This is a genomic window from Streptomyces sp. NPDC030296 (assembly GCF_055572815.1).
The window spans coordinates 448,761-475,208 of sequence record NZ_JBVICQ010000001.1 but is presented as its reverse complement, the minus strand read 5'-3'; the positions used below and the strand labels follow the sequence as shown (position 1 = coordinate 475,208).

The window sequence follows — 26,448 nt, the reverse complement described above, 5'->3', positions numbered from 1 at the left end:
TCGCTCGCATTCTGATGAAACGCGAGCGATCTCTCGTGTTTGCCAGTTTATGGCGTGGCGCGTCCGCGCGCCCGGCTGCGCACGGCACGGATCAGAGTGAAGGGGACACCGCACCATGACCGAAGTCAACAGGCCACCCCGAGCGGGAGGCTGGACCAGACTGGTGACCGCCCGTCCCCGGCTCTCCCTGCTCGTGGCCCTGCTGATCACCGCCCTCGCGGTCGTCGCGGGCAGCGATGTCGCCGACCGTCTGACCAGCGGCGGCTGGGAGGACCCCAAGGCCGAGTCCACGTACGCGACCAAGGCGCTGCAGCGCGAGTTCCCGAACTCCCAGCCGAACCTGCTGCTGATGGTCGACGCGGGCGACACCTCGGTCGACGATCCGGGGGTCGCCGCCGAGGCGAAGCGGCTGGCCGAGCGGCTCGCCGCCGAGAAGGGCGTCACGGGCGTCGGCTCCTACTGGCAGACCGGTGCACCCACCCTCCGCGCCGAGGACGGCCGCCAGGCGCTGATAGCGGCCCGCCTGACCGGCGACGAGACCGCGATGAACGCGACGCTGGACCGCATCACGCCCGAGTACCGCGGCAAGCACGGCCCGGTCGAGGTCAAGATCGGCGGCATCGTCGCCGTGCGGCACGAGATGCAGACGATCATCCAGGAGGACCTCCTGCGGGCCGAGCTGATCGCCCTGCCGGTGACCCTGGTCCTGCTGGTGATGGCCTTCGGCAGCGCGGTCGCCGCCCTGCTGCCGCTCGTCGTGGGCGTCGTCGCCATCCTCGGCACCAACGCGATCCTGCGCGGCCTCACCGAACTGACCGACGTCTCGATCTTCGCGCTGAACCTCACCACCGCCATGGGCCTCGGCCTCGCGATCGACTACGCCCTGTTCATCGTGCGCCGCTTCCGCGAGGAGCTGTCCGCCGGCGCAGACCCCCGGGCCGCCGTGGCCACCACCCTGCGCACCGCCGGGCGCACGGTCCTCTTCTCGGCGCTCACGGTCGCCGTCTCGCTCGCCGCGATGGCGGTCTTCCCCCAGGCCTTCCTGAAGTCCATCGCCTACGCCGGCATCGCGGTCGTCCTGCTCGCCGCGGCGGCGGCCCTGATCGTGCTCCCGGCGGCCCTGGTACTGCTGGGCGAGCGGGTCAACGCCCTTGACCTGCGCAAGCTGTTCAGGCGCCGCAGGGTTGAGGGGGCTCCCGCCCGCGAGGAGGGCGCCGCCTGGGGCCGCACCGCCGGCTTCGTCATGCGCCGCGCCCCCATCTTCGCCATCGCCACCACCGCCGGCCTGGTCCTCCTCGGCCTGCCCTTCCTCGGCGTGAAGTTCGGCTCGGCCGACGACCGTCAGCTCCCCGCGTCCGCCGAGTCCCGTGTCGTCCAGCAGCACATCCGGGAGGACTTCCCGGGCACCCCCGGCGGCGGTCTGGAGATTCTCGCCGAGGGCCGGGCGACCGAGGCCGACTACGCCGCGTACAAGGACGAGATCGCCGCCCTGCCCGATGTGCTCCGGGTGGACGGCCCCGTGGTGAGCGGCGACGCTGCCTACTTCGCCGTCCAGCCGAAGGGCGACGTGGTCGACGAGGCCGCGCAGGACCTGGTCCACGACATACGGGCACAGGCGGCCGACGCCCCGTTCAAGACGTCGGTGACGGGTGCGGGCGCGGTCCTGGTCGACACCAAGGAGGCGATAGGCGGCGGCCTGCCGTGGGCCCTCTCCTTCATCGCCGTGGTCACCCTCCTGCTGGTCTTCCTGCTCACCGGCAGTGTGCTGGTCCCCCTCCAGGCGGTCCTGCTGAACGCGCTCAGCCTCACCGCGATGTTCGGCGCGATGATCTGGGTCTTCCAGGACGGGCACCTGTCCGGCCTGCTGGGCTTCACCAGCTCCGGCTCCATCGAGACGACCCTGCCGGTGCTGATGTTCTGCGTGGCCTTCGGCCTCTCCATGGACTACGGCGTCTTCCTGCTCTCCCGCATCAAGGAGGAGTACGACCACACCGGCGACCACACCGCCGCCGTCCGCCACGGCCTCCAGCGCACCGGCGGTCTCATCACCGCCGCCGCCGTCATCCTGGCCGTCGTGATGATCGCCATAGGCACCTCACGGGTGACGAACACCAAGATGCTCGGCCTGGGCCTCGCCCTCGCCGTGCTCATGGACGCCATGGTCGTGCGCAGCCTGCTGGTCCCGGCCTTCATGCGGCTCACGGGCCGCGCCACCTGGTGGGCCCCGGCCCCGCTGCGCAGGTTCCACGAGCGGTTCGGCCTGAGCGAGGGCGAGTCGGCCCCGCGCGCCACCGAGACCGAGCCAGGCCCGGACACGGAGACGGGGGCCGAGTCGGGGAGCGGGAGCACTCTGCCGCCCGCGACCCACGCGTCCGGGGAGTCTGAGGAGGAGGGTGACCGGGGCGAGGAGAGCGGCGCCGACCAGGAGAGCGACCGCGACGAGGAGAGGGGCGCCGACAGGCAGAGTGACCACGACAAGGTGGAGATCTCTGGCTAGCGTTCACCGCGAAGGATCTCCGACAGGTCGGTGGGTCCGCCGGCGGCAGCTCTGCCGGCCGCCGGGCAGACGGACCGGCCGACCTGGCGGGCGGTGAGGGCGAGGGCGAGGACGTAGATGCGCGCGGTGGTGTTCGAGCGGTTCGGTGAGCCGGCCGAGGTACGGGACGTGCCGGACCCGGCCCCGGCGGTCCACGGCGTGGTCGTCCGCGTCGAGGCCACGGGCCTGTGCCGCAGCGACTGGCACGCCTGGATGGGCCACGACCCCGACATCACCCCGCCGCACGTCCCCGGCCATGAGCTCGCCGGGGTGGTGGAGGAGGTCGGCGCAGGGGTGACCCGCTGGCAGCCGGGCGACCGGGTCACCGTCCCGTTCGTGTGCGCCTGCGGCGGCTGCGCCGCCTGCGCGGCCGGGGACCAGCAGGTGTGCGAGCGGCAGACCCAGCCGGGGTTCACGCACTGGGGTTCGTTCGCCCAGTACGTGGCCCTGGACCACGCCGACGTGAACCTGGTGGCGCTGCCGGAGGGGCTGTCGTACGGCACGGCGGCCTCCCTGGGCTGCCGGTTCGCCACGGCGTTCCGGGCGGTGGTGGCGCAGGGCCGGGTCGCGGCCGGCGAGTGGGTGGCCGTGCACGGCTGCGGGGGAGTGGGCCTGTCGGCGGTGATGATCGCGGCGGCCTCCGGCGCCCGGGTCGTCGCCGTCGACGTCTCGCCCCGGGCCCTGGAGCTGGCGCGGACGTTCGGCGCGGCGGCCTGTGTGGACGCCTCGGCGGTGCAGGACACGGCCGAGGCGGTACGGGACCTCACCGGCGGCGGCGTCCATCTCTCGCTGGACGCGCTCGGCTCCCCGGCCACCTGCGCGGCGTCGGTCGGCAGCCTCCGCCGCCGGGGCCGCCACGTCCAGGTGGGCCTGCTCCCGTCGCCGACCGGCACGACCCCCGTCCCCATGGCCCGCGCGATCGCCCTGGAACTGGAACTCCTCGGCAGTCACGGCATGGCGGCCCACGCCTACCCACCCATGCTGGAGCTGGTCCGCTCGGGTGTCCTGCGCCCCGACCTCCTGGTGACGACGACGATCCCGCTGGACGCCGTCCCCAAGGCCCTCGCCGCGATGGGCACGGCCCCGGGCAGCGGCGTGACGGTCATCGAACCGTGGACGAACCGCCCCTGACACTCACCGAGCCGGGACCGACCGCCGCCACGTCCGCCGGGCCTCATGGCCCGCCGCCACGTCCGCCGGGCCGCATGGCCCCCCGCCACAGCCGCCGGGCCATGAGAGTCAGCGGGCCGCGACGGTCAGCGGGCCGGAAGGCCAGCGGGCCGTGGGTGGGCAACCGACCGCGACGGTCAGCCGGCCTGGGGTCGTCGTGCCGGGCGCCGAACAGCCATCACGGTCAGCGACCGCAAGGGTCGGCGGGCCCCAATGGCCGGCCGGCCGTCGGTGCCGGCGGGCTGCAAGGGGCGGCCGCCCGTCAGGATCAGCGGGCCGCAAGGTGCAGCCGGCCGGCAGACACCGCGGCTCGCGGCGGTCACTGGGCCGTGAGGTCCGGTCGGCCGGTCTCCGGGCGGCCGCGGTGCGCGGCCCACTCGGGGGCGAGGATGGACATCCGTACGGCGTCGATCCACTTCCCGTCCTGCCACAGCGTCTGCCGCTCCACGCCCTCGGCCACGAACCCCACCTTCTCGTAGGCGCGCCGGGCCCGGGGGTTGTGCGTGAAGACGTACAGGGAGACGCGGTGCATGCCGAGCCGCTCGAAGGCGTGGCCGACCGTCAGGCGCACGGCCTCCGTACCGAGCCCGCGGTTCCGCCCGGCGGGGCCGATCAGGATCCGGAAGCAGCAGGCGCGGTTGGGCTCGTCCCAGTCGTTGAGCACGACCTCGCCCACCAGCTCACCGCTCGCCCGGTCGACGATGCCGAGATCGAGGCGGTCGGTCTGCTCGCCGCGGTTGCCGTACCAGGTGCGCAGCCTCTCCATGTCGTACGCCCCGTCCTGGCTCCCGGTGAGCCGGATGACGTCCGGGTCGGCCAGGATGCGGGCCATCACGGCGGTGTCGTCCACGGTGAAGGGTCGCAGGACGGTCCGCTCACCGGTGAGTACGGGTTTCTCGGAGAAGCTCATCCCGGAATCCTCGACAGCGGGAGAAGGTCGGGGCAAACGATTAAGCGCGGTCGTCAGTCGACCGCCCCGCGCCCCCGGTTGCCGGGTCGGGACGCGACCCAGGCGCGGACCGTGTCCGCGTACCAGTAGGGCTTGCCGCCCTCCACATGGTCGGGCGGCGGCAGCAACCCGTGTTTGCGGTACGAGCGGACGGTGTCGGGCTGCACACAGATGTGCGCCGCGATGTCCTTGTACGACCAGAGGCGTCGGTCGGTCATCTGTGGCACCTCCCCACGCGCACCACGGCGGCGGCCGGACGACCGTCGGGAGAGCCGGGCGCAGCGCTGGCGATCACAAGCCTGTGCTCGCTCAACGACGCACAGTGATCACCGAGACCGCCCGTGGACCAACCGTGACCAAAGACCCGCGTACACGTGACATTCGTGACAGAGGGGTGCCTTTAGTGACGTGAGTGATAAGTGGAGCGCCCCGTGATCGGGGGCGACAGCCGCGCCCTTTGAAGGGGCGCGGGGAACTGTGCGACCGGCCACGACGCACTCGCGGCCCGCGATGGACGCGCAGTCCCCTGGCGTCGCACAGCACCCGGCTCACCCAGCGGCGCCCCTACGCCCCGCAGGATCGCAGGAACGCCCGCGTCCGCTGAGCGATCGGCAGCGGAGCGTCCGGCTCGCAGGGATACATGTCCTGCTCGACGATCGCGAACAGATCCACGTCCAGCTTCTGCGCGGCCGCCAGCACCGGCCCCAGCTCGGGCACGCCCTTCGGCGGCTCGCACATCACGCCCTGCGCCACGGCCGGCCCGAACGGCGTCCCCTTGGCCCGGACGTCCGCCAGGATCTCGGGGTCGACCTGCTTGAGGTGCAGATAGCCGATGCGCTCGCCGTACGTCTCGATCAGCTTGACGCTGTCGCCGCCGCAGTACGCGTAGTGCCCGGTGTCGAGGCACAGCGACACCACCGAGGAGTCGGTGCCGTCCAGGAAGCGGACGACGTTCTCCTCGCTGTCGATGTGGGTGTCGGCATGCGGGTGGACGACGATCTTCAGGCCGTACCTCTCCCGCACCTCCCGCCCGAGCCGCTCGGTGAGCTGGGTGAGGTGCCGCCACTGCTCGACGGTCAGTTCGCTGGGCTCCAGCACCTGGCCCGTCTTGTCGTCCCGCCAGAAGGAGGGGATGACGACGAGGTGCTTGGCGCCCATCGCCTGGGCGAGGACCGCGTTGTCGGCGACGTGCGCCCAGGTCTTCTCCCAGACGTCGGGGCCGTGGTGCAGCCCGGTGAAGACCGTGCCGGCCGACACCTTCAGGCCACGTTTGGCCGTCTCCTCGGCGAGAACGGCGGGGTCCTTCGGCAGATAGCCGTAGGGGCCCAGCTCGATCCACTCGTAGCCGGCGGCGGCCACCTCGTCGAGGAAGCGCTGCCAGGGGACCTGCTGGGGGTCGTCGGGGAACCACACACCCCAGGAGTCGGGCGCCGAGCCGATCCGGATGCGCGAGAGTGAGGACTCAGGTGACAACGACGTCATGGCGGCCAGCTTCAGGCCGGAACCCAAGGGTGTCAATAGGTAGTCCGAATGTCTGGACAAAACATTGACAGGGTCGCTCTCGCGGAGCTAGACCTTGACGGAACCGGAGCGCGAAGGGAACTCGATGGCGTACGACCTGATCACCATGGGGCGGATCGGTGTGGACCTGTATCCGCTGCAGACGGGGGTCCCGCTGCCGCAGGTGACGTCCTTCGGGAAGTTCCTCGGCGGATCGGCGACGAACGTCGCGGTGGCCGCCGCCCGGCTCGGCCGGGACACCGCCGTCATCACCCGCACGGGCGAGGACCCGTTCGGCGAGTACCTCCACCAGGCGCTGCGGGACTTCGGCGTCGACGACCGCTGGGTGACACCGGTCCCCGGCCTCGCCACCCCGATCACGTTCTGCGAGGTCTTCCCGCCGGACGACTTCCCGCTGTACTTCTACCGCCGCCCCAAGGCGCCCGACCTGGAGATCGACGCCCACGAGCTGGACCTGGAGGCCATCCGCCGGGCACGCGTCTTCTGGGTCACCGGCACCGGCCTGAGCGAGGAGCCCAGCCGTACGGCGACGCTCGCGGCCCTCGCCCACCGGGCCAAGGCCGGCACGACGGTCTTCGACCTCGACTGGCGGCCCATGTTCTGGGCCGACCCGGAAGCGGCCCGCCCCTTCTACGAGGAGGCCCTTAGGCACACCACCGTCGCCGTCGGCAACCTGGACGAGGTCGAGGTCGCCACCGGCGTCCGCGAGCCGCACGCCGCCGCCGAGGCCCTGCTGGCCGCCGGGGTGGAACTCGCGGTCGTGAAGCAGGGCCCCAAGGGTGTCCTCGCGGTGCACCGCGACGGCAGGACGGCCGAGGTGCCGCCGCTGCCGGTGAACGTCCTCAACGGACTGGGTGCCGGAGACGCCTTCGGCGGGTCCCTCTGCCACGGCCTGCTCGAAGGCTGGGACCTGGAGCGGATCATGCGGCACGCCAACGCCGCCGGCGCCATCGTCGCCTCCCGCCTGGAGTGCTCCTCCGCGATGCCGACCACCGAGGAGATCGAGGCCGCGGTCACGGCGGGGGAAGTGCGGTGAGCGTCGACGTCTCCGCCCTGGTCCGCACCCGGGTCCACCACCCCGAGGCGATCGACGAGGCCGCCGCCCGCCGCATCCGCCGCCCCCTGATCGGTGACTCCGGACGGCTGATGATCGTCGCCGCCGACCACCCGGCCCGCGGCGCGCTCTCCGTCGGCGACCGCAAGCTCGCCATGGCGAACCGCGCCGACCTCCTGGAACGGCTGTGCCTGGCCCTCGGCCGGCCCGGCGTCGACGGGGTGCTCGCCACCGCCGACATCCTCGACGACCTGCTCCTCCTCGGCGCCCTCGACGGCAAGGTCGTCATGGGCTCGATGAACCGCGGCGGACTCGCGGGCGCCTCGTTCGAACTGGACGACCGTTTCACCGGCCACCGCCCCCAGGACATCGAGCGGCTGCGCTTCGACGCGGGCAAGCTGCTGCTGCGCGTCGACTACGACGACCCGGGCTCCCTCGACACCCTGGAGTCCACCGCGCACGCCGTGGACGCCATGGCCGAGCGACGGCTCCCGGTCTTCGTCGAGCCGTTCATCAGCCGCCGCGACCCCGTCACCGGCAAGGTCAGGAACGACCTCTCCGCCGACGCGGTCACCAAGTCGATCGCCATAGCCGCCGGACTCGGCGGCACCTCGGCGTACACCTGGCTGAAGGTGCCCGTCACCGAGAACCCCGACGACATGGCCCGCGTCATGGAGACCTCGACCCTGCCCGCCGTCCTCCTCGGCGGCGACGTCGGCGAGGACCAGGAGGGCGCGTACGAGAAGTGGCGGGGCGCCCTGCAACTGCCCACCGTCCAGGGCCTGGTGGTCGGCCGCTCGTTGCTCTACCCCGCGGACGACGACGTGACCGCCGCCGTGGACACCGCCGTAGGACTGCTGTGAGGGCCGCATGACACACAAGACCGAGCTGTACGTCCCCAAGGGGACGACCGCCCACGGGGGGTACGCCCTCGACATCGGCCCCGAGCAGGCCGGCTGGACCCACAGCAGCCTGCGCGTCGTGGAGTTGGAGCCGGGCGGCGAGCACACCTTCACCACCGGGGACAGCGAATGGATCGTGCTGTCCCTCAACGGCGCCTGTACGGTTCGGGTATCGGAGGATCCGAACGAATCGGACGGCGACGGCACGGCAGAGTTCGACATCCTGGGCCGCGAGGACGTGTTCGCCGGAGTCTCCGACTTCGTCTACGCGCCCCGCGACGCCCGGGTACAGATCGCCTCCGGCGCGGGAGGCCGCTTCGCTTTGGCAGGAGCGAGGTGCGGGCGACGACTCCCCGCCCGCTACGGCCCCGCGCCGGAGGTCCCCGTCGAAGACCGCGGCAGCGGCAACTGTGCCCGCCAGGTGCGCAACTTCGCCTCCGCCGACGCCTTCGAGTGCGACAAGCTCATCACCGTCGAGGTCATCACCCCGGGCGGCAACTGGTCCTCGTATCCGCCGCACAAGCATGACGAGAACCGGCCGGGGGAGGAGACCGAGCTGGAGGAGATCTACTACTTCGAGATCGACGGCCCGAACGGCTTCGGCTACCAGCGGGTGTTCCCCTCCCGCGAGGGTGGCTCCGACGTTCTCGCCGAGGTCCGCTCGGGTGACGCCGTCCTCGTCCCCGACGGCTGGCACGGCCCGTCCATCGCGCAGCCCGGCCACAGCATGTACTACCTGAACGTGATGGCCGGTCCGGGCACCGAGCGGCAGTGGCGGATCTGCTTCCACCCGGATCACACGGAGGGATACCGATGACCACCGGGACCACGCGGCTCACCGTGGCGCAGGCGCTGGTGCGGTTCCTCGCCGCCCAGTACACCGAGCGCGACGGCGAGCGGCAGCGGCTGATCGGCGCCACCTGGGGCATCTTCGGCCACGGCAACGTCGCGGGCCTCGGCCAGGCGCTCGTCGAGTACGCCGACGCGATGCCCTACTACCAGGGCCGCAACGAACAGGCCATGGTGCACGCGGCCGTCGGCTACGCCCGCCAGTCGGGCCGCCTGTCCACGCACGCCGTGACGACGTCGATCGGCCCCGGCGCCACCAACCTCGTCACCGGCGCCGCCCTCGCCACCATCAACCACCTCCCGGTGCTGCTCCTGCCCGGAGACATCTTCGCGACCCGGCCCGCGGACCCGGTCCTCCAGCAGCTCGAAGTGCCGTACGCGGGCGACATCAGCGTCAACGACACGCTGCGCCCGGTGTCGCGGTACTTCGACCGGGTCACCCGCCCCGAGGCGCTGATCCCGGCCGCCCTCCAGGCGATGCGGGTCCTCACGGACCCCGTCGACACGGGCGCCGTGACCCTCGCGCTGCCGCAGGACGTGCAGGCGGAGGCGTACGACTGGCCGGAGGAGTTCTTCGCCGAACGGACCTGGCACGTACGCCGACCCGCGCCGGACCCGACCGAACTCGCCGACGCGGTACGGGTGATCCGCGAGGCCCGCCGTCCGCTGATCGTCGCCGGCGGCGGTGTCCACCACGCACGCGCCGAGGAGGCGCTCGCCGAACTCGCCGACGCCACCGGCATCCCCGTCGCCTCCACCCAGGCCGGCAAGGGCTCCCTGCGGTACGACCACCCGCAGGACGTCGGCGCCATCGGTCACACCGGCACCGCGACGGCCAACGAACTCGCCCGCACCGCCGACCTGGTGATCGGTGTCGGCACCCGGTACACGGACTTCACCACCGCCTCCGGCACCCTCTTCGCCGCCGACGGCGTCCGCTTCCTCAACCTCAACATCGCGCCCTACGACGGCCACAAGCTCTCCGGGCTGCCGCTGATCGCGGACGCGCGGGCCGGCCTGGAGGAACTGGCGCAGGCGCTGGAGCTGCACGGGCACCGGGTCGCGGACGCGTACGTCGCCGAGTACGGCGAGGACAAGCAGCGCTGGGAGCACCGCGTCGACGCCTGCTACGAGGCGGAGGAACCGGACACCCGGCCCACCCAGGCCCAGGTCCTCGGCCTTCTCGACGAGATCGTCGACGAGTCCGACATCCTCATCAACGCGGCCGGGTCCCTCCCCGGTGACCTGCACAAACTGTGGCGGACGCGGTCGCGGGACCAGTACCACCTGGAGTACGGCTACTCCTGCATGGGCTACGAGATCCCCGCCGCGATCGGGGTCCGCATGGCCGCTCCCGGGCGCCCGGTGTGGGCGCTGGTCGGCGACGGCACGTATCTGATGATGCCGACGGAGATCGTGACGGCCGTCCAGGAGAACGTGCCGATCAAGGTGCTGCTGGTGCAGAACCACGGGTACGCCTCCATCGGTGGTCTGTCGGAGTCGGTGGGCGGGGAGCGGTTCGGCACCGCCTACCGGCACCGGAACCCGGCCGACGGCACGTTCACGGGCGCCCCGCTGCCGGTGGACCTCGCCGCCAACGCGGCCAGCCTCGGCATGCGCGTCCTGCGCGCACGCAGCGTGCGCGATCTGCGCGCGGCCCTCGCGGAGGCCCGGGCCGCCGACACTCCCACTTGTGTCTACGTGGAGACCGAAACCGCAGACACAGTGTCGGGCCCGCCCCCGGCGCAGGCCTGGTGGGATGTACCTGTGGCCGAGACCGCGACCCGAGTGTCGGCGGTCAAGGCACGCGAGGAGTACGACCGGCACGTCTCTACCCGACGCCGCCATCTGTAAGAAGGAGTCTTTCGGCATGACGAAGATCGTCAACCACTGGATCGGCGGCAAGACCGTCGAAGGCGCGTCGGGTACGTTCGGTCCGGTCACGGACCCGGCGACCGGCGCGGTCACCACCAAGGTCGCCTTCGCGACCGTCGACGAGGTCGACGCGGCGGTACGCACCGCCAAGGAGGCCTTCGTCACCTGGGGCCAGTCCTCGCTGGCCCAGCGCACCTCGATCCTGTTCAACTTCCGGGCGCTGCTGGACGCCAACCGGGACGCGATCGCGGAGCTGATCACCGCCGAGCACGGCAAGGTGCACTCGGACGCGCTCGGCGAGGTCGCGCGCGGCCTGGAGATCGTCGACCTGGCGTGCGGCATCACCGTGCAGCTGAAGGGCGAGCTGTCCACGCAGGTCGCCAGCCGCGTGGACGTCTCCTCGATCCGCCAGCCGCTGGGTGTCGTCGCGGGCATCACGCCGTTCAACTTCCCGGCGATGGTCCCGATGTGGATGTTCCCCCTCGCCATCGCGTGCGGCAACACCTTCGTGCTGAAGCCGTCCGAGAAGGACCCCTCGGCGTCCATCAAGATCGCCGAGCTGCTGGCCGAGGCAGGTCTCCCCGACGGCGTCTTCAACGTCGTCCACGGCGACAAGGTGGCCGTCGACCGCCTCCTGGAGCACCCGGACGTCAAGGCGGTCTCCTTCGTCGGCTCCACCCCGATCGCCCGCTACATCCACACCACGGCCTCCGCGAACGGCAAGCGCGTCCAGGCCCTCGGCGGCGCCAAGAACCACATGCTGGTCCTGCCCGACGCCGATCTGGACGCCGCGGCCGACGCCGCCGTCTCCGCCGCGTACGGCTCGGCCGGTGAGCGCTGCATGGCGATCTCCGCGGTCGTCGCGGTCGGCGCGATCGGCGACGAGCTGGTGGACAAGATCCGCGAGCGCGCCGAGAAGATCAAGATCGGTCCCGGCAACGACCCGACCTCCGAGATGGGCCCGCTGATCACGGCGGTCCACCGCGACAAGGTGGCCTCGTACGTGACGGGCGCGGCGGCCGAGGGCGCCGAGGTGGTCCTCGACGGCACCGGCTACACGGTCGACGGCTTCGAGGACGGCCACTGGATCGGCATCTCGCTCCTCGACAAGGTCCCGACCTCCGCCAAGGCGTACCAGGACGAGATCTTCGGCCCCGTCCTGTGCGTGCTCCGCGTGGACACCTACGAGGAGGGCATGGCCCTCATCAACGCCTCGCCGTTCGGCAACGGCACCGCGATCTTCACGCGGGACGGCGGCGCCGCCCGCCGCTTCCAGCTGGAGGTCGAGGCCGGAATGGTCGGCGTGAACGTCCCGATCCCGGTCCCCGTCGGCTACCACTCCTTCGGCGGCTGGAAGGACTCCCTCTTCGGCGACCACCACATCTACGGCAACGACGGCACCCACTTCTACACCCGCGGCAAGGTCGTCACGACCCGCTGGCCCGACCCGGCCGACGGCCCGACCGGCGTCGACCTGGGCTTCCCGCGCAACCACTGAGCACCAGGCGCCCCCACGGCTCCCCGCGCCCACCAGGGCCGCGGGGAGCCGCGTTCTCCTGGTGGCTGCGGGGGTCTGCGCTTTTTGGGGGCGCGGGGAACTGCGCGAGAAGCCCCACCGGACCCGCACCCGCCCGCCCACCCCGATCTGCCCCGACTTATCAGGTTGCTGTCAGCCACGGGCACGGCGGGCGCATACCGCACCCGCTGTATGCCGAATTCCCCCCGTACGACCGTGGGATACCCCACCCCTCCCCCCTGAGGGGGCCGAGACCCACCCTCACACCCCCGTACCGTTGACGCATGGATCTTCGACTGACCGGCCTGCGCCTGCGCGGAGCGCTCCGGCGGAGGCCGAGGCGGGCCCTCGCCGCCGTGGCGGCCGTCGTCGTGCTCGCCGGCGCGGGTACGTGGACGGCCACCGCCTCGGACGAAGCGGCGCCGGTGAAGCGCACGGACCAGGCCATGGCCATGGGTGGGGGCGTCCGCATCGACACCTCGTACTTCACCTCCGGCGCCACCGGCCGCCGTCCGGCCGTCCTGCTCGGGCACGGCTTCGGCGGCAGCAAGAACGACGTACGACGCCAGGCCGAGGACCTCGCCCGCGACGGCTACGCGGTGCTGACCTGGTCGGCGCGCGGCTTCGGCGACTCGACCGGAAAGATCGGGCTGAACGACCCCAAGGCCGAGGTCGCCGACGTCTCCCGGCTGATCGACTGGCTCGCGAAGCGCCCCGAGGTCCAGCTGGACAAGAAGGGCGACCCGCGCGTGGGCGCCGCCGGCGCCTCCTACGGCGGGGCGATCTCCCTGCTGGCCGCCGGGTACGACGACCGGGTCGACGCCACCGCCCCGGCCATCACGTACTGGAACCTCGCGGACGCCCTGTTCCCGAACGGCGTGTTCAAGAAGCTCTGGGCCGGGCTGTTCTTCAACACCGGCGGCGGCTGCGCCAAGTTCGAGGCCGACCTGTGCGCGATGTACGACCGGGTCGCCGAGTCCGGTGAGCCGGACGCCGAGGCCGTCAAGCTCCTCGAAGCGCGCAGCCCCGAGGCCGTCCGCGACCGCATCAAGGTGCCGACGCTGCTGCTCCAGGGCCAGACCGACTCCCTCTTCCCGCTCGGCCAGGCCGACGCCGCCGCCAAGGCGATCAAGGCCAACGGCGCGCCCGTCGACGTCGACTGGATCTCCGGCGGCCATGACGGCGGTGACATGGAGACCGCCCGCGTCCAGTCCCGCGTCCACGCCTGGTTCGACCGCTATCTGAAGGGCGACAGGAGCGCCGACACCGGCTCCGCCTTCCGCGTCACCCGTACCCTCGGCACCGGCTCCGGCGACGGCGAGCCCCGCCTGAGCGGCACCACCGACGACACCTACCCGGGCCTGGAGAGCGACCGCCGGTCCTTCGCCCTCACGGGACGGGAGCAGAGCTTCGAGAACCCAGCCGGCGCCAGCCCGCCCGCCCTCTCGGCCCTGCCCGGCATCGGCGGCGCCGCCGGCGGCCTCTCCCAGCTGTCCTCGCTCGGCGTGAGCCTGTCGCTGGACTTCCCCGGCCAGTTCGCCGCGTTCCAGTCCAAGCCCGTCACGGACGACGTCCAGATCACCGGCTCACCCACGGCGACCGTCCATGTGAAGTCCACCAGCGACGACGCCGTCCTCTTCGCCAAGGTCTACGACGTCGGCCCCGGCGGCGCCTCCCAGGTGCTGCCCTCCCAGCTCGTCCAGCCCGTCCGGGTCGAGGGCGCCAAGGCCGGCAAGGACGTGAAGCTCACCCTCCCGGCCATCGACCACGAACTCGACGACGGCCACAGCCTGCGCCTGGTCCTCGCCTCCACCGACCTCGGCTACGCCTCCCCGGCCGCCCCGGCGACGTACACCGTCTCCCTCAAGGGCGACCTGGAGGTGCCAACCCCGCTCGGCGGGGCCGACCGCGCGGACGTCCTGCCCGCCTGGGTCTGGTACCTGCCGATCGGCGGCGCGGCCGTCGCGGCCGCCCTGCTCGTCACCGGCCGCCGCCGCATCACGACGCCCGCCGCCGACCCGGCGCTCGCCGAGGTCCCGCTCCAGATCACCGACCTCAGCAAGAAGTACAAGAACGGCGACCGGTACAGCGTCCGCGACCTGTCCTTCCGCGTCGAGAAGGGCCAGGTGCTCGGTCTCCTCGGCCCGAACGGCGCCGGCAAGACGACGACCCTGCGCATGCTGATGGGCCTGATCCAGCCGGACGGCGGCGAGATCCGCGTCTTCGGCCACGCGATCGTGCCGGGGGCGCCCGTCCTGTCCCGCGTCGGCGCCTTCGTCGAGGGCGCCGGTTTCCTCCCGCACCTGTCCGGCCGGGAGAACCTGGAGCTGTACTGGCGGGCCACCGGCCGCCCCGCCGAGGACGCGCACCTGGAGGAGGCGCTGGAGATCGCCGGCCTCGGCGACGCCCTCGCCCGCGCGGTGCGCACCTACTCCCAGGGCATGCGCCAGCGCCTGGCCATCGCCCAGGCCATGCTCGGCCTGCCCGACCTGCTGATCCTCGACGAGCCGACGAACGGACTCGACCCGCCGCAGATCCGCGAGATGCGCGAGGTGATGATCCGCTACGCGGCCGCCGGCCGCACCGTCATCGTCTCCAGCCATCTGCTGGCCGAGGTGGAGCAGACCTGCACCCACCTGGTCGTCATGGACCACGGACAGCTCGTCCAGGCGGGCCCGGTCGGCGAGATCGTCGGCTCCGGCGACACCCTGCTGGTCGGCACCACCACGCCCGTGGAGGAACCCGTCGTGGACAAGATCGCCGCACTGCCGGGCATCGACTCGGCCGTACGCACCGACGAGGGGCTGGTCGTCCGCCTCGACGCCGACGGCAGCGCCCAGCGCCTGATCGCCGAGCTGGTCCGGCTGGAGGTCCCCGTCGCCGCGGTCGGCCCCCACCGCCGCCTCGAAGACGCCTTCCTCACCCTGATCGGAGACTCCGCATGAGCACGCTGACCGAGCGTGCCGAGCACGCAGAACCCGGGCGCGGGGAACCCGGACCCGCCCCCGTCGAGGTCGCCGACGGCTACCGCGCGGGCCGCACCCTGCCCCTCCGGGTCGAGCTGGTCCGGCAACTGAAGCGCCGCCGCACCATGGTCATGGGCGGCATCCTGTTCGCCCTGCCCATCATCCTGGTGATCGCGTTCCAGGTCGGCGGCACGCCCGGCGAGGGCAACAACCGGGTCAACCTGATGGACACGGCGACGGCGTCCGGTGCGAACTTCGCCGCGGTGAACCTCTTCGCCGCCGCCGGGTTCCTGCTGGTCATCCCGGTCGCGCTGTTCTGCGGCGACACCGTCGCCTCGGAGGCCAGCTGGTCCTCGCTGCGCTACCTGCTCGCCGCGCCCGTGCCCCGCGCCCGGCTGCTGTGGTCCAAGCTCGTCGTGGGCCTCACCCTCAGCCTCGCGGCGCTGGTGCTCCTCCCGGTCGTCGCCCTCGCCATCGGTACCGCCGCCTACGGCTGGGGCCCGCTGGAACTCCCCACGGGTGGCGCACTGTCCTCCTCGGCCGCCGCCCAGGCCCTGGTGATCACCGTCGGGTACATCTTCGTGTCCCAACTGGTCACCGCCGGCATGGCGTTCTGGCTCTCGACCCGGACCGACGCCCCGCTCGGCGCGGTCGGCGGCGCCGTCGGCCTCACCATCATCGGCAACGTCCTCGACGAGGTGACCGCCCTCGGCGACTGGCGCCACTTCCTGCCCGCGCACTGGCAGTACGCCTGGCTCGACGTCGTCCGCCCCCAGCCCGACTACACCGACATGATCCAGGGCGTCTCGGTCTCCGTAACGTACGCGCTGGTGCTGTTCGCCCTGGCCTTCCGCGGTTTCGGCCGCAAGGACGTGGTGTCGTAGGTCAACGGAGGATCACCCACCGGTCTCGACGGGCCTCCGCCGTGGCCGCTTCGAGACCCATCCGCAACGCCCTGTGACGCACATTCGGGCCCCCTCGGCCGTCACAGTCACAACAGCCGCCCACAACCGGGCGACGACGACGTGCCGAGGGGGCCCGATGCACAGCCATCGCAGCACAGGGACGACACGACGACTGACCACCGCGCTCCTCGCCCTGGGCACGGCCGGGGCACTGCTCCTCACCGGCTGCGGCCGGAGCGGCGACAGCGACTCCTCGTACGACGGTTCGAAGGGCGGCGGCCGCACCGCCGACGGCTTCCCGGCCCCGGCCCCCGACGGGCAGCGGCAGGAGCAGCCGGACGGCGAGTCCCGCGACATCGCCCCCTCGCCCGACCACCTCTCCACGTTCGCCCTGGACGTCGACACCGCCTCCTACGGCTACGCCCGCCGGACCCTGGAGGACGGCAGCCTGCCCGACCCGTCGACCATCCGCCCGGAGGAGTTCGTCAACAGCTTCCGGCAGGACTACGAGCGCCCGGACGGCGACGGCTTCTCGGTCACCGTCGACGGCGCCCGCACCGAGGACGACGACTGGTCCCTCGTCCGCGTGGGCCTCGCCACCCGTGCCGCCGACGGCGACCGCGAACGCCCGCCCGCCGCCCTGACCTTCGTCATCGACGTCTCCGGCTCCATGGCCGAGCCCGGCCGCCTCGACCTCGCCAAGGACGCCCTCGGCAGGATGACCGACCGGCTCCGCGACCACGACTCCGTCGCCCTCGTCACCTTCAGCGACACCGCCGAGACCGTCCTGCCGATGACCCGCCTCGACGACAACCGGGCCAGGATCCACGACGCCGTCGACAGCCTGGAGCCCGCCGACTCCACCAACCTCGGCGCGGGCGTCGAGACCGGCTACGAGACCGCCGTCGAGGGCCTGCGCGAGGGCGCCACCAACCGTGTCGTCCTGCTGTCGGACGCCCTCGCCAACACCGGCGACACCGACGCCGACACCATCCTCGAACGCATCGCCGTCGAGCGCCGCGAACACGGCATCACCCTCTTCGGCGTGGGCGTCGGCAGCGACTACGGCGACGCCCTGATGGAACGCCTCGCCGACAAGGGCGACGGTCACACCACGTACGTCTCCACCGAGAAGGAGGCCGAGGAGGTCTTCTGCGAGCAACTCCCGCGCCACATCGACCTCACCGCCCGCGACGCCAAGGCCCAGGTCGCCTTCGACCCCGAGACGGTCGAGGAGTTCCGCCTCATCGGCTACGACAACCGGCAGGTCGCCGACGAGGACTTCCGCGACGACAGCGTGGACGGCGGCGAGGTCGGCCCCGGCCACACCGTCACCGCCCTCTACGCCGTCCGTACCCGGTCCGGCACCGAGGCCGGCCATCTGGCGACGGCCACCGTCCGCTGGCTCGACCCCGACAGCCGCACGCCGCACGAGGAGACCGCGGACATCGAGGCGTCGGCCCTCCACGGCGACCTGTGGTCCACCGCCCCGCGGGGCCTCCAGGTCGCCGCGGCGGCCGCCTACTTCGCCGACGCCCTGCGCCGCGACGACACCCGCTGGACCGACCTCCCGGCCGCCCCCTCGCTGGGCGAACTGTCCTCCCGCGTCCGCGAACTGAACAGGTACAGGGAGGACAAGCAGCTGAACGACCTGTCAGACGCGATAGACGCGGCCCGCACCCTGATGGGCTAGGGGGGTGTTGTGCAAGTCCCGCACAGCACCCACTAGAACCGCTCCCCGCACACCGAGGGCAGCGCCCGGACCAGTCCCTCCCCATGGAGCGGGTCCAGGTGGTGGGTGTACGTCGAGCGGATCGCGGCGAGCCGCAGCCGGGGCTCGCAGGAGGCCCCGGCCCGGAGCGGTCCCGTGTCCACCAGCGCGGTCAGCAGCTGCGTGGTGATCCGGTCGAGGACGGGCCGTACCTCCTTCACGAGGTCCGGCCGCTCGGTCGGCCGCTCCTCCGGGTGCGCGTCCCAGCGGGCGTACAGACCCCGCTGCACCAGCTTGTTCGCCTCGATCTGGTCCCAGAACACCGCGGTCACCGCGTCCGGATCGAGGCCGAGCCCGACCGCCCGCGCGGCCACGTCGTCGAGGATCGCCTTCTCCCGCACCGGATCGTCGATCGGCGTGCTCGTGCCGTACTTGGCCGCCGCGACCTTGTCGGCGACGAGCAGCCGTTCGGCGAACAGATCGGTCAGCACGGTGAGCGACCGGGCCCCCGCGACCGTACGAGGGGGAGCGTCGGGTGACTGGGCGGCGGCCGGTACGGCACCGGAGAGAGCCACTGCGGACGTGACACAGACGGATATCAGGACGGACCTGAGGCGGTGGGGGCGCATGATCCACATCTACCACGCGAACCCGACGGTTCACCGGAGTCGGTCCGAACCATTGAAAAATCCTTACTTACCGGTAAGTTGACTCGTCGGTAATGAAGCGGGTGGCCGGCCTCGGGGAGCCGTGATGGGTGTACGCAAGGACTTGAACCAGGCGAAGCAGCGCGCCGACCTCGCCGACCGCGTCACGGTCGAGGTGGTCAGGGACGCACAGGGTGTCGTCCGCGAGGCGCGCACCCCCGCCCTCGCGCCCCGGCTGACCGGCGGCAGCACCGCCGACCTCCCCTTCCGCAACGCGACCGAGGCCCCGGACGCCGTGGTCCTGCGCCGCGCCGACGCCCACGGCACGTTCCACCCGGTCACCGCGACCGACTTCGCCCGCGAGGTCACCGCCACCGCCAAGGGCCTGATCGCGGCCGGCCTCGAACCGGGCGGCCGGGTCGCGGTCATGTCCCGCACCCGCTACGAGTGGACCGTCCTCGACTTCGCCGTCTGGGCGGCCGGCGGCCAGTCCGTCCCGATCTACGCCACGTCCTCGCCGGAACAGATCGAGTGGATCGTCCGCGACTCCGGCTCCCACTTCGTGATCGTGGAGACCCCCGAGAACGCGGCCGCCGTCGCCACCGCCACCGCCCGCCACTCCCGGCCCCCGCACGTCTGGCAGCTCGACGAGGGCGCCCTCGACGTCCTCGCCGACCTCGGCCGGAGCGTCCCCGACGACGAGGTCGCCAAGCGCCGCGCCGCCCTGACCCCGGACACGGCCGCGACCATCTGCTACACCTCCGGCACCACCGGCCGCCCCAAGGGCTGCGTCCTCACGCACGCCAACCTGTACGCGGAGGCCGCCAACACGGTCGAGCTGCTCCACCCGATCTTCAAGGAGATCACCGGCGAGGTCGCCTCCACGCTCCTCTTCCTGCCCCTCGCCCACATCCTCGGCCGCACCATCCAGATCGCCTGCCTGCTGGCCCGGATCGAGCTGGGCCACTGCCCGAGCATCAAACCCGACGAACTGCGGCCCGCCCTCAAGAAGTTCCGCCCCACCTTCCTCGTGGGCGTCCCGTACCTGTTCGAGCGGATCCACGCCACCGGCCGCGCCACCGCCGAACGCGTCGGCCGCGGCGCCTCCTTCGACCGCGCCCACCGCGTCGCCGTCCGCTTCGCCAAGGCCTACCTGGACAAGTTCCTCGACCGGGGCCCCGGCCCCACGCCCGGCCTGTACGCCGCCTGGGCCCTGTACGACACGCTGGTCTACCGCCGTATCCGCAGCGAGCTGGGCGGCCGTATGCGCTACGCCATCAGTGGCGGCTCCCCGCTCGACCGCGACCTCAACCTCTTCTTCTACGCGGCCGGCATCATCATCTACGAGGGCTACGGCCTCACCGAGACCACCGCCGCCGCCACGATCGTCCCGCCGCTGGGGCCCCGCCCCGGCACGGTCGGCCGGCCCGTACCCGGCACCGCGATCCGCATCGCCGACGACGGCGAGGTCCTCATCAAGGGCGGCATCGTCTTCGGCACCTACTGGAACGACCCCGTCGCCACCGACGCCGCCCTCACCGACGGCTGGTTCGCCACCGGCGACCTGGGCGCACTCGACGACGACGGCTACCTCACCATCACCGGCCGCAAGAAGGACATCCTCGTCACCTCCGGCGGCAAGAACGTTTCGCCATCCGTGTTGGAGGACCGCCTCCGCAGCCGCCCGCCTGTCGGCCAGTGCATCGTGGTCGGCGACAACCGGCCCTTCGTCGCCGCCCTGATCACCCTCGACCCCGAGGACGTCAGCCACTGGCTGCACGTGCGCGGGATGTCCCCGGACACCCCGCTCTCCGAGCTCGTCGCCGACCCCCGGATGCGCGCCGAGGTCCAGAAGGCCGTGGACTACGCCAACCGGGCGGTCTCCCGGGCCGAGTCGATCCGTCGATTCCGGCTGTTGGAAGGCGAGTTCAACGAGGACAGTGGCCTGCTCACGCCGTCGATGAAGGTCAAGCGTCACGCGGTGACGGCAGCGTACGTCAAGGAGATCGAGGCGCTGTACCACAGTTGACATCCTCGGGACCAGCGCCGGCTCTTCGGCCGACCGGAGCACCCGCGTTGCGCAGTTTGGGGCCCTATGGTCGCATCATCCAGGAAAGACACCTAAAGGCATTTAGGTGCCGCGATCAACGGCCGGCTGCCCGTTGGCGGCTGTTCCAGTACCTGGGAGGACCTTTGTCTCACCGCATGCTCAGCTCAGCGGCCACCGTGCTGCTTGCGTCCGCTTCGCTCTTCGCCGCCGTGCCGGCGCAGGCCGCCGCACAGCAGCCAGACTTCCCCTGCTCGGTCGGCTTGCAGAAGGTCGACGGCGCGGCGACCAGTGTGATCACCGTCAGCGTCCAATGCCAGGAGGCACAGACCGTCGGTGCGAGGATCACCGCGAATGGCGTCGAACTCGCAAGTCTGCAGCAGACCGTTCAGGCGGATATTCGGCAGACGGTCACCATCACGGTGCCCAAGGTCCCGCAGGTCTGCGCCACGCTGCAGGCCGACGGCCAGACCACCACCATCTGCGTCCCTGCCGCAGTTCGTCTGCCGGCACCCGCCTGAACGAAACGGCCGCCGTCGCCCGTCCCGCGCTTGTCGGAGCCCGGACGGGCGGCGGCGGTCGCCCGCACTTCCTGCTGAGCTTCAAAGCGTGGTGTCGGCGGGGGCCGACGGCGCGCGAAGGTATGCACGTGGCGGCGGATGGCAGTCATCTCCGGATCAACTGAGCACTTCGCCCAGCTGGTCTTCTTCGTCGTCGCGCAGGTGCTGGGGCTTCCACGTGAACGGTGAAGGAGGGCACGGGTCCGGCAGCGACATCGCAGAACAGTCACCGCAAGCAGCTGGGCGGCCCGACCGTTCTCGTCTGGGCAGACTCGAACACCCACCTCACGGCCGGAATGTGCCGCTACATCACCGAGCGGGCCGGGCTCGCCGTCTATCAACTCCCGCCTCACGCACCGGACCTCAACGCGGTCGAAGGCATCTGGTCGGTACTGCGGCGCACCACCACGGCCAACCGCGCCTTCGCCGGCCCCCACGACCAGATCACCGCCGTCCGGCAGGGCCCACGCCGGCTCCAGTACCGCCACGACGTTCTCGACGGCTGTCTCACCGGAGTCGGACTCGTACTCGCCCCACCATGACGACATCACGCTTTGAAAGCCGGTAGGTGCTGTGCCATTACTCCATTCGATGAACGGTCCGGCCTGACCTGGGCGTTCTGTAATTCATATCAATCGCCATTCGGGGCCGTATGGATGAATATCCGGGATCTGAGCCCTCTCAAGTGGTGCGGGCTCGGGTGGTTGGGGCAGTATCGGTCCCGTTCTTCCGAACGGAAAGAACCGAGAAACGGAGATATAAATGCGCAAGACCATGAAGCTGGGCGCCGCCTCGACCCTCGCTGCGGTGGCCCTGGTTGCGGGTTCCGCCACGGCTGCCACCGCCTTCGGTGGGGGCCACCCGGAGGACCCGTACATCTGCGGCAACTCCGTGGCCGAGAACGAGGCGGAAGGCGACGGTGCGAACGCCGACTCGACGGGCAACGGCCCGGTGCCGAACTGCCAGGTCGGCTACACCAACATCTACAACAACAACTCGACGACCGACGACATTGAGGGCGGGGACACCGGTATTCTCGGGGGCGACCTCGGCGGTATCCTCGACGGCATCACTGCCTGACGTCGAAGAGGTGAACGGTTCCCCTGGTTCCGCTTCGTGACTGTCCAGATCCGCTGCGGCAGTCAGGGGTACCTGTTCTCGATTCCGTGAGGGATCGTGTTTCTTCTTGAAAGCGTCTTTCCCTGAAGGGTGGATGAGGAAACATTCTCATCCACCGCGGGAGAGGCGCTTTCTATTTCTCTGATTCAGTGTCGATCACCGTGAAATAGTCATACCGCGGATGATCGGAAAATCGGTGTGCATCGGAGCGGAATGAGTGACATGAGTGTCCTGCCGCGTTGTCCGGATACGGGAAAAGCCTCATTTCGTAGTGAGGGTGAGGCGCGCATCTGGATTGTCAGACAACCGCTGATCGAAAAGATTCCGGACCGGATCTACCGGTGCCCCGGCTGCCGATATTGGCACTTCACAGGATCCCATCATCTCACCAGTCAGAAAATCAAGCGGCGGAGAAACCACGGCAGGCGTGAAGCCGCTCCCCGACGCAGTCGCGGGAAGAGGGAGAGGACCTGACGCGTACGCGGTCGGTGTCGCCCACTCGTGCAGTCGCCGCCGGACCTCGTCCCGCCGCGGTCCCGCAGTCGGCGTCGGCCCGTCCGGTGCGACGACTCGCACAGGACCCGCGCACCACCAGCGGAACGGCTGCGCACGGGCCGGCCCTGGACCCGTTCCGGTTCCAGGGCCGGCATTTCCACATGGCTCGACCAGGAAGACACGAGATTGCGACAGAACCTGAGCAGGGGAATGGTCGTGGCCGCCGCCGCGACGAGCATTCTGTCCCTGTACGGCAGCCCGGCCCTCGCGGACGCGCGCTCCGAGAAGACCCAAGGGGGCTCACCCGGCGCGCCTGCTGCTCTGCCCGGCGACAGTGCCCTCCACACCCTGGAGGACGGTCCCGCAAGCGCGAGCCGCAGGCACAGCGACATGAGCACCGCGCCCGACCTGTCCCCCGTGAAGTCCCGCATCAGCGGCCCCGACCTCAGCGGGACGCGGGCTGCGGCCCGTGAGTTCGCCCCGGCTGACGGCCATCAGCACGGCGACCACTGGCGTCATGGCGAGGCTGCCGGGTACGGCGGTGACGGCGGCTACGGTGACGACGACGGCGGCGATGGCGGCGTCGGCGACCGCTGGCGTCTCGGCGAGGCTGTCGGGTTCGGCGGCTACCGTGACGGCGACGGCGGCTACGGTGACGACGACAGCGGCTACGGCGGCTACGGCGGCGGCGGCGGCTACGGTGACGACGACAGCGGCTACGGCGACGACGGCGACACACCGCCTACGAAGCCCCCCACCACGCCGCCGACGTCACCGCCCGCCACCACGCCGCCGGTGACGTCACCGCCTGGGTCGCCGCACCCGCCCCCCTCGGTCGGCGTCCCGCCCCGGAAGCCACCCGTCTCGCCCCCGGCACGACCGCCCGCCCTCCCCGAGACCGGCGCCGGTGAGCAGGTACTGGCGGCATCGGGCATCGCCGCGCTGCTGCTGACGAGCGGCGCCATCCTGTATCGACGAGGTCGGGCCGGGTCCGGCCGATAGCGTCCCGCTCCGGGTGTCGGAGGAAGCACCTCCGACACCCGGCATCCCCTTCGCCGACGGTGCGTCCCTCAGGGTGCTTCCGCGTGCCCGCGGCCCACCGGTACGGGGATCGCCCGGACGGGTGGGGCGGCGATGCGCAGTCGGTGGCGTACTCCTCGTACGAGCGTTGTCGCCGTGAAGGTCGCTCCGTGGACGAAGCGCATGGCGGGGCCGAACGTGGAGGCCGTCAACAGGCCTGCCAGGAACAGTCCGTGACACGAGGACTCGAAGGTCCGGCCGACAGCCGGGGACCCGTCGGATGCCGTGGTCAGGCTCGCGCGCAGTTCCTCGGAGAGCAGGCCGAGCCGGTCGCGGGTCGCGCGAAACCCCGTGGCCGCGATCACGTGCTCGGTATCCACGGAGCTCAGCTCCCCAGCCCGGCTCACCGTCTCCAGCCGTACGCCACCCGGCACCGCACGGGCCGCGACGACCTCGCGGCCGAGCATCGTCTCCACCACCGGCTCGACCCGGTCCCGCACCCACCAGGCACCCGCGGGCCCCAGCGCCGTGGCCGCGATACGGGTGCGGGTCGCCTCGGGGAGGCGACGGAAGAGGTCGGGACGCTCGGCGTAGAACCAGTTGCGCCAGCCGCAGCCGAGACCGCTGTGCGGGGTGCGGGCCGACTGCCACCACAGGCGCTGCAGGGGCGGTGGTACGTCGTTCCAGCGCAGTCGTTGCGCCCTCGCCAGCAGCCGTACGCGCGTGCCCTGTTCCGCGAGGAGCGCCGCTGTCTCCAGAGCTGCCTGGCCGCCACCGATCACCGTGACGTCCATACCGCGGAATCGGCCGAGGTCACTGTGGTCGCTGCTGTGCGTGACGAGTGCGGAATGCAGGCCGCGCAGGGCGGAAGGCACCTGGGTGAAGGGCATGACGCCGACCGCCAGTGCCACCGTCCGGGCGCGCAGCACCTCTCCGTCCTCGGTGACCGCCTCGAAGCCGACCGGACCGGCCGACACCCGGCTCACCATGCGCTCGTCCACCTCGGGCACCGCGTGACGCGCGAACCACAGGCCGTACTCGGCGAACGTCTCGACCGGGATCGGCTCCGCGTGACGCGCCGTGAGTCCCGAGGCCGAGCAGTACGCGTCCAGACGCCAACGGCCGTCAGGCGACGCGAGGTTGGAGGCCCATGGCTCAGACTTCAGGTACATGCCGCGAGCCATGTGGTCCCGCCAGGACGCCATGGGCCGCCCGAGGAGGCGCAGGTCCAACCCGGCGGCCGCGGCGTGCGACGCGATGGACAGGCCGTATGGGCCCGCGCCCACCACCAGCAGGTCGTACATCAGCAACTGCTCGCTTTCTCGTCGTCGATGAGGGGCTGTGCGGCCGCCTGACGGACCACGCGTGCCGATGCGGGTGCCGACCGGACCGCGCGCAGCCGCTCCCCCAGTCGACGGGACACGTGGCGGCACCAAAGGGACCACATCGCCCTGCCGGGAGCGGGGTCGTCCGTGGCGTGCCAGGCCAGTTCGCGTCCGCGTGGCGCGGGCCGCAGCACGGCCAGTGGTGCGTAGTTCTCCACCACGAACGACCGCCCCAACAGTGGTGCGGCCGCCCGCAGCGGACGGTGTGTCAGGTCGAGATGCAGGGCGCGTACGACGTCCAGACCGGTGGAGTCCGAGAAGAGCCGGAACTGGGCGCCGGGGCGCGGGTTGAAGTCGAGCAGGTGGTAGCGGCCCGTCGCGCCGCAACGGCGGAAGTCGAGGTCGAGGATGCCGCGGTAGCCGAGCTCACCGGTGAGCCGCTCGGCGATTGCCTGCACCTGTGGGTTGGCCGTCCAGCAGCCGACGGCGGTCAGGCCGGCCCCGCGTGGCCACGCCCGTTGCTTGCGGCCCGACCCGCCCGCGCGCACAGCACCGGAGCGGTCGGCATATCCGTGGAAGAACCAGTCGCGGTTCGGACCCGGCGGCAGATACGCCTGCAGCAGCAGCGGGCTGCCGGCCTCCTCGGTGCGCAGATACAGCTCCCGGGCCTGCTGAGCGGAGTTCACCAGCACCGTGCTGCGCAGCGTGCTGCCGGCGGGCACCAGCCAGGGCCGGCTCCACTTCGCCACCAGCGGAAGTCCCAGCCGCCGGGTGGCGTCGGCGGCCTCCGCCGGGCTGTCCGGGACCAGGGTCACCGGGTGCGCGATGTCCAAGGAAGCGCACAGGGCGGCCAGGTCGGCCTTGTCGGCGGCGCGTTCGGGCAGAGTGCCGGGCGAGGGCAGCAGATAGGAGGGGGCGAGTTCCTCACGCATACGGCCCACGGCGACCGCGCTCGCGTCGTCCATCGGCACCAGGACGGCGGGGCGCTTGATCCGGGTGGCCACCCGGCGCAGCGCGGCGGCGATCTCGCGGGGGGACGACCCGGGCGGCGGCGGGGGATGCATTTCCCGTAGAAATCGCGATCTGGCTACGGGGCTTCCCGTGGAATCGGCGACTACATGCACCTCCACTCCCGCTCTGCCGAGCGAACGAACAGCGCCCAGCGTTCCGTGGTGAAAGATATTCCGGTCGATCCGCAGCACAACGGCGGGGACGCGGGTGTCGAGCAGCTGCACGGACCTCACTCCTTCGGATCGGCTCACCCGTGCGGGCGAGCGAGGC

21 protein-coding genes are annotated in these 26,448 nt (G+C 71.5%); 15 read left to right on the top strand and 6 right to left on the bottom strand.

Going from position 1 to position 26,448, the window contains the following annotated elements:
- Positions 1–115 precede the first annotated feature (115 nt).
- Together ACZ4Z3_RS01980 and ACZ4Z3_RS01975 are read left to right on the top strand one after the other, a co-directional pair.
- Positions 116–2,497, top strand: coding sequence for an MMPL family transporter (locus ACZ4Z3_RS01980; protein WP_468499207.1), 2,382 nt, complete (start codon positions 116–118; stop codon positions 2,495–2,497).
- Positions 2,498–2,614: 117 nt separating this feature from the next.
- A complete protein-coding gene (locus tag ACZ4Z3_RS01975) occupies positions 2,615–3,667 on the top strand; it encodes a zinc-dependent alcohol dehydrogenase family protein (protein ID WP_468499206.1) in 1,053 nt (350 codons plus the stop codon).
- Positions 3,668–4,025: 358 nt separating this feature from the next.
- Here the strand turns inward: ACZ4Z3_RS01975 and ACZ4Z3_RS01970 are convergent, their stop codons facing one another.
- From ACZ4Z3_RS01970 to ACZ4Z3_RS01960, 3 genes are all read right to left on the bottom strand, one after another.
- Entirely contained in the window at positions 4,026–4,616 is a 591-nt protein-coding gene (locus ACZ4Z3_RS01970) for a GNAT family N-acetyltransferase (RefSeq protein WP_468499205.1), read from the bottom strand.
- 53 nt (positions 4,617–4,669) lie between these two features.
- A complete protein-coding gene (locus ACZ4Z3_RS01965; protein ID WP_468499204.1) occupies positions 4,670–4,873 on the bottom strand; it encodes a helix-turn-helix transcriptional regulator in 204 nt (67 codons plus the stop codon).
- Positions 4,874–5,219: 346 nt separating this feature from the next.
- Positions 5,220–6,137, bottom strand: a complete 918-nt coding sequence (locus tag ACZ4Z3_RS01960) for a sugar phosphate isomerase/epimerase family protein (RefSeq protein WP_468499203.1) — start codon at positions 6,135–6,137, stop codon at positions 5,220–5,222.
- Between the two features lie 124 nt (positions 6,138–6,261).
- Between ACZ4Z3_RS01960 and iolC the strand changes: the two genes are divergently transcribed.
- From iolC to ACZ4Z3_RS01920, 8 genes are all read left to right on the top strand, one after another.
- Positions 6,262–7,212: a 5-dehydro-2-deoxygluconokinase gene (gene iolC / locus ACZ4Z3_RS01955; RefSeq protein WP_468499521.1), complete on the top strand. Its 951-nt coding sequence runs from the start codon at positions 6,262–6,264 to the stop codon at positions 7,210–7,212.
- On the top strand, positions 7,209–8,093 hold the full coding sequence (locus tag ACZ4Z3_RS01950; protein ID WP_468499202.1) for a Cgl0159 family (beta/alpha)8-fold protein: 885 nt from the start codon (positions 7,209–7,211) through the stop codon (positions 8,091–8,093). The genes iolC and ACZ4Z3_RS01950 overlap by 4 nt, the downstream gene beginning before the upstream one ends.
- A gap of 7 nt (positions 8,094–8,100) precedes the next feature.
- Positions 8,101–8,949, top strand: a complete 849-nt coding sequence (gene iolB, locus ACZ4Z3_RS01945; RefSeq protein WP_468499201.1) for a 5-deoxy-glucuronate isomerase — start codon at positions 8,101–8,103, stop codon at positions 8,947–8,949.
- Positions 8,946–10,835, top strand: coding sequence for a 3D-(3,5/4)-trihydroxycyclohexane-1,2-dione acylhydrolase (decyclizing) (iolD, locus tag ACZ4Z3_RS01940; protein WP_468499200.1), 1,890 nt, complete (start codon positions 8,946–8,948; stop codon positions 10,833–10,835). The genes iolB and iolD overlap by 4 nt, the downstream gene beginning before the upstream one ends.
- Positions 10,836–10,851: 16 nt before the next feature.
- On the top strand, positions 10,852–12,354 hold the full coding sequence (mmsA, locus tag ACZ4Z3_RS01935) for a CoA-acylating methylmalonate-semialdehyde dehydrogenase (protein ID WP_468499199.1): 1,503 nt from the start codon (positions 10,852–10,854) through the stop codon (positions 12,352–12,354).
- Positions 12,355–12,656: 302 nt separating this feature from the next.
- A complete protein-coding gene (locus tag ACZ4Z3_RS01930; protein WP_468499198.1) occupies positions 12,657–15,317 on the top strand; it encodes an alpha/beta fold hydrolase in 2,661 nt (886 codons plus the stop codon).
- A complete protein-coding gene (locus ACZ4Z3_RS01925; RefSeq protein WP_468499197.1) occupies positions 15,314–16,222 on the top strand; it encodes an ABC transporter permease in 909 nt (302 codons plus the stop codon). The genes ACZ4Z3_RS01930 and ACZ4Z3_RS01925 overlap by 4 nt, the downstream gene beginning before the upstream one ends.
- Before the next feature lie 157 nt (positions 16,223–16,379).
- Positions 16,380–17,936 carry a vWA domain-containing protein gene (locus tag ACZ4Z3_RS01920; RefSeq protein WP_468499196.1) on the top strand — a complete coding sequence of 519 codons (1,557 nt, stop codon included), beginning with the start codon at positions 16,380–16,382 and terminating at the stop codon, positions 17,934–17,936.
- Positions 17,937–17,968: 32 nt separating this feature from the next.
- On the opposite strand, the gene ACZ4Z3_RS01915 is transcribed toward ACZ4Z3_RS01920, so the two are convergent.
- Positions 17,969–18,583 (bottom strand): chorismate mutase, encoded by a 615-nt coding sequence (locus tag ACZ4Z3_RS01915; RefSeq protein WP_468499195.1) that lies wholly within the window; start codon positions 18,581–18,583, stop codon positions 17,969–17,971.
- A 124-nt stretch (positions 18,584–18,707) separates the two neighbouring features.
- On the opposite strand from ACZ4Z3_RS01915, the gene ACZ4Z3_RS01910 reads away from it, so the two are divergent.
- The 5 genes from ACZ4Z3_RS01910 to ACZ4Z3_RS01890 all read left to right on the top strand — a co-directional run bounded on the left by ACZ4Z3_RS01910 (position 18,708) and on the right by ACZ4Z3_RS01890 (position 23,824).
- On the top strand, positions 18,708–20,630 hold the full coding sequence (locus tag ACZ4Z3_RS01910) for an AMP-dependent synthetase/ligase (RefSeq protein WP_468499194.1): 1,923 nt from the start codon (positions 18,708–18,710) through the stop codon (positions 20,628–20,630).
- 176 nt (positions 20,631–20,806) lie between these two features.
- Positions 20,807–21,169, top strand: coding sequence for a hypothetical protein (locus ACZ4Z3_RS01905; RefSeq protein WP_468499193.1), 363 nt, complete (start codon positions 20,807–20,809; stop codon positions 21,167–21,169).
- Between the two features lie 224 nt (positions 21,170–21,393).
- Positions 21,394–21,750, top strand: coding sequence for a transposase (locus tag ACZ4Z3_RS01900; protein ID WP_468499192.1), 357 nt, complete (start codon positions 21,394–21,396; stop codon positions 21,748–21,750).
- A 220-nt stretch (positions 21,751–21,970) separates the two neighbouring features.
- Positions 21,971–22,288: a hypothetical protein gene (locus tag ACZ4Z3_RS01895; protein ID WP_468499191.1), complete on the top strand. Its 318-nt coding sequence runs from the start codon at positions 21,971–21,973 to the stop codon at positions 22,286–22,288.
- 720 nt (positions 22,289–23,008) lie between these two features.
- A complete protein-coding gene (locus ACZ4Z3_RS01890; RefSeq protein ID WP_468499190.1) occupies positions 23,009–23,824 on the top strand; it encodes an LPXTG cell wall anchor domain-containing protein in 816 nt (271 codons plus the stop codon).
- Positions 23,825–23,892: 68 nt separating this feature from the next.
- On the opposite strand, the gene ACZ4Z3_RS01885 is transcribed toward ACZ4Z3_RS01890, so the two are convergent.
- Together ACZ4Z3_RS01885 and ACZ4Z3_RS01880 are read right to left on the bottom strand one after the other, a co-directional pair.
- Positions 23,893–25,146, bottom strand: coding sequence for an NAD(P)-binding domain-containing protein (locus ACZ4Z3_RS01885; protein WP_468499520.1), 1,254 nt, complete (start codon positions 25,144–25,146; stop codon positions 23,893–23,895).
- Positions 25,146–26,402: a carboxylate--amine ligase gene (locus ACZ4Z3_RS01880; RefSeq protein WP_468499189.1), complete on the bottom strand. Its 1,257-nt coding sequence runs from the start codon at positions 26,400–26,402 to the stop codon at positions 25,146–25,148. The genes ACZ4Z3_RS01885 and ACZ4Z3_RS01880 overlap by 1 nt, the downstream gene beginning before the upstream one ends.
- Positions 26,403–26,448 lie beyond the last annotated feature (46 nt).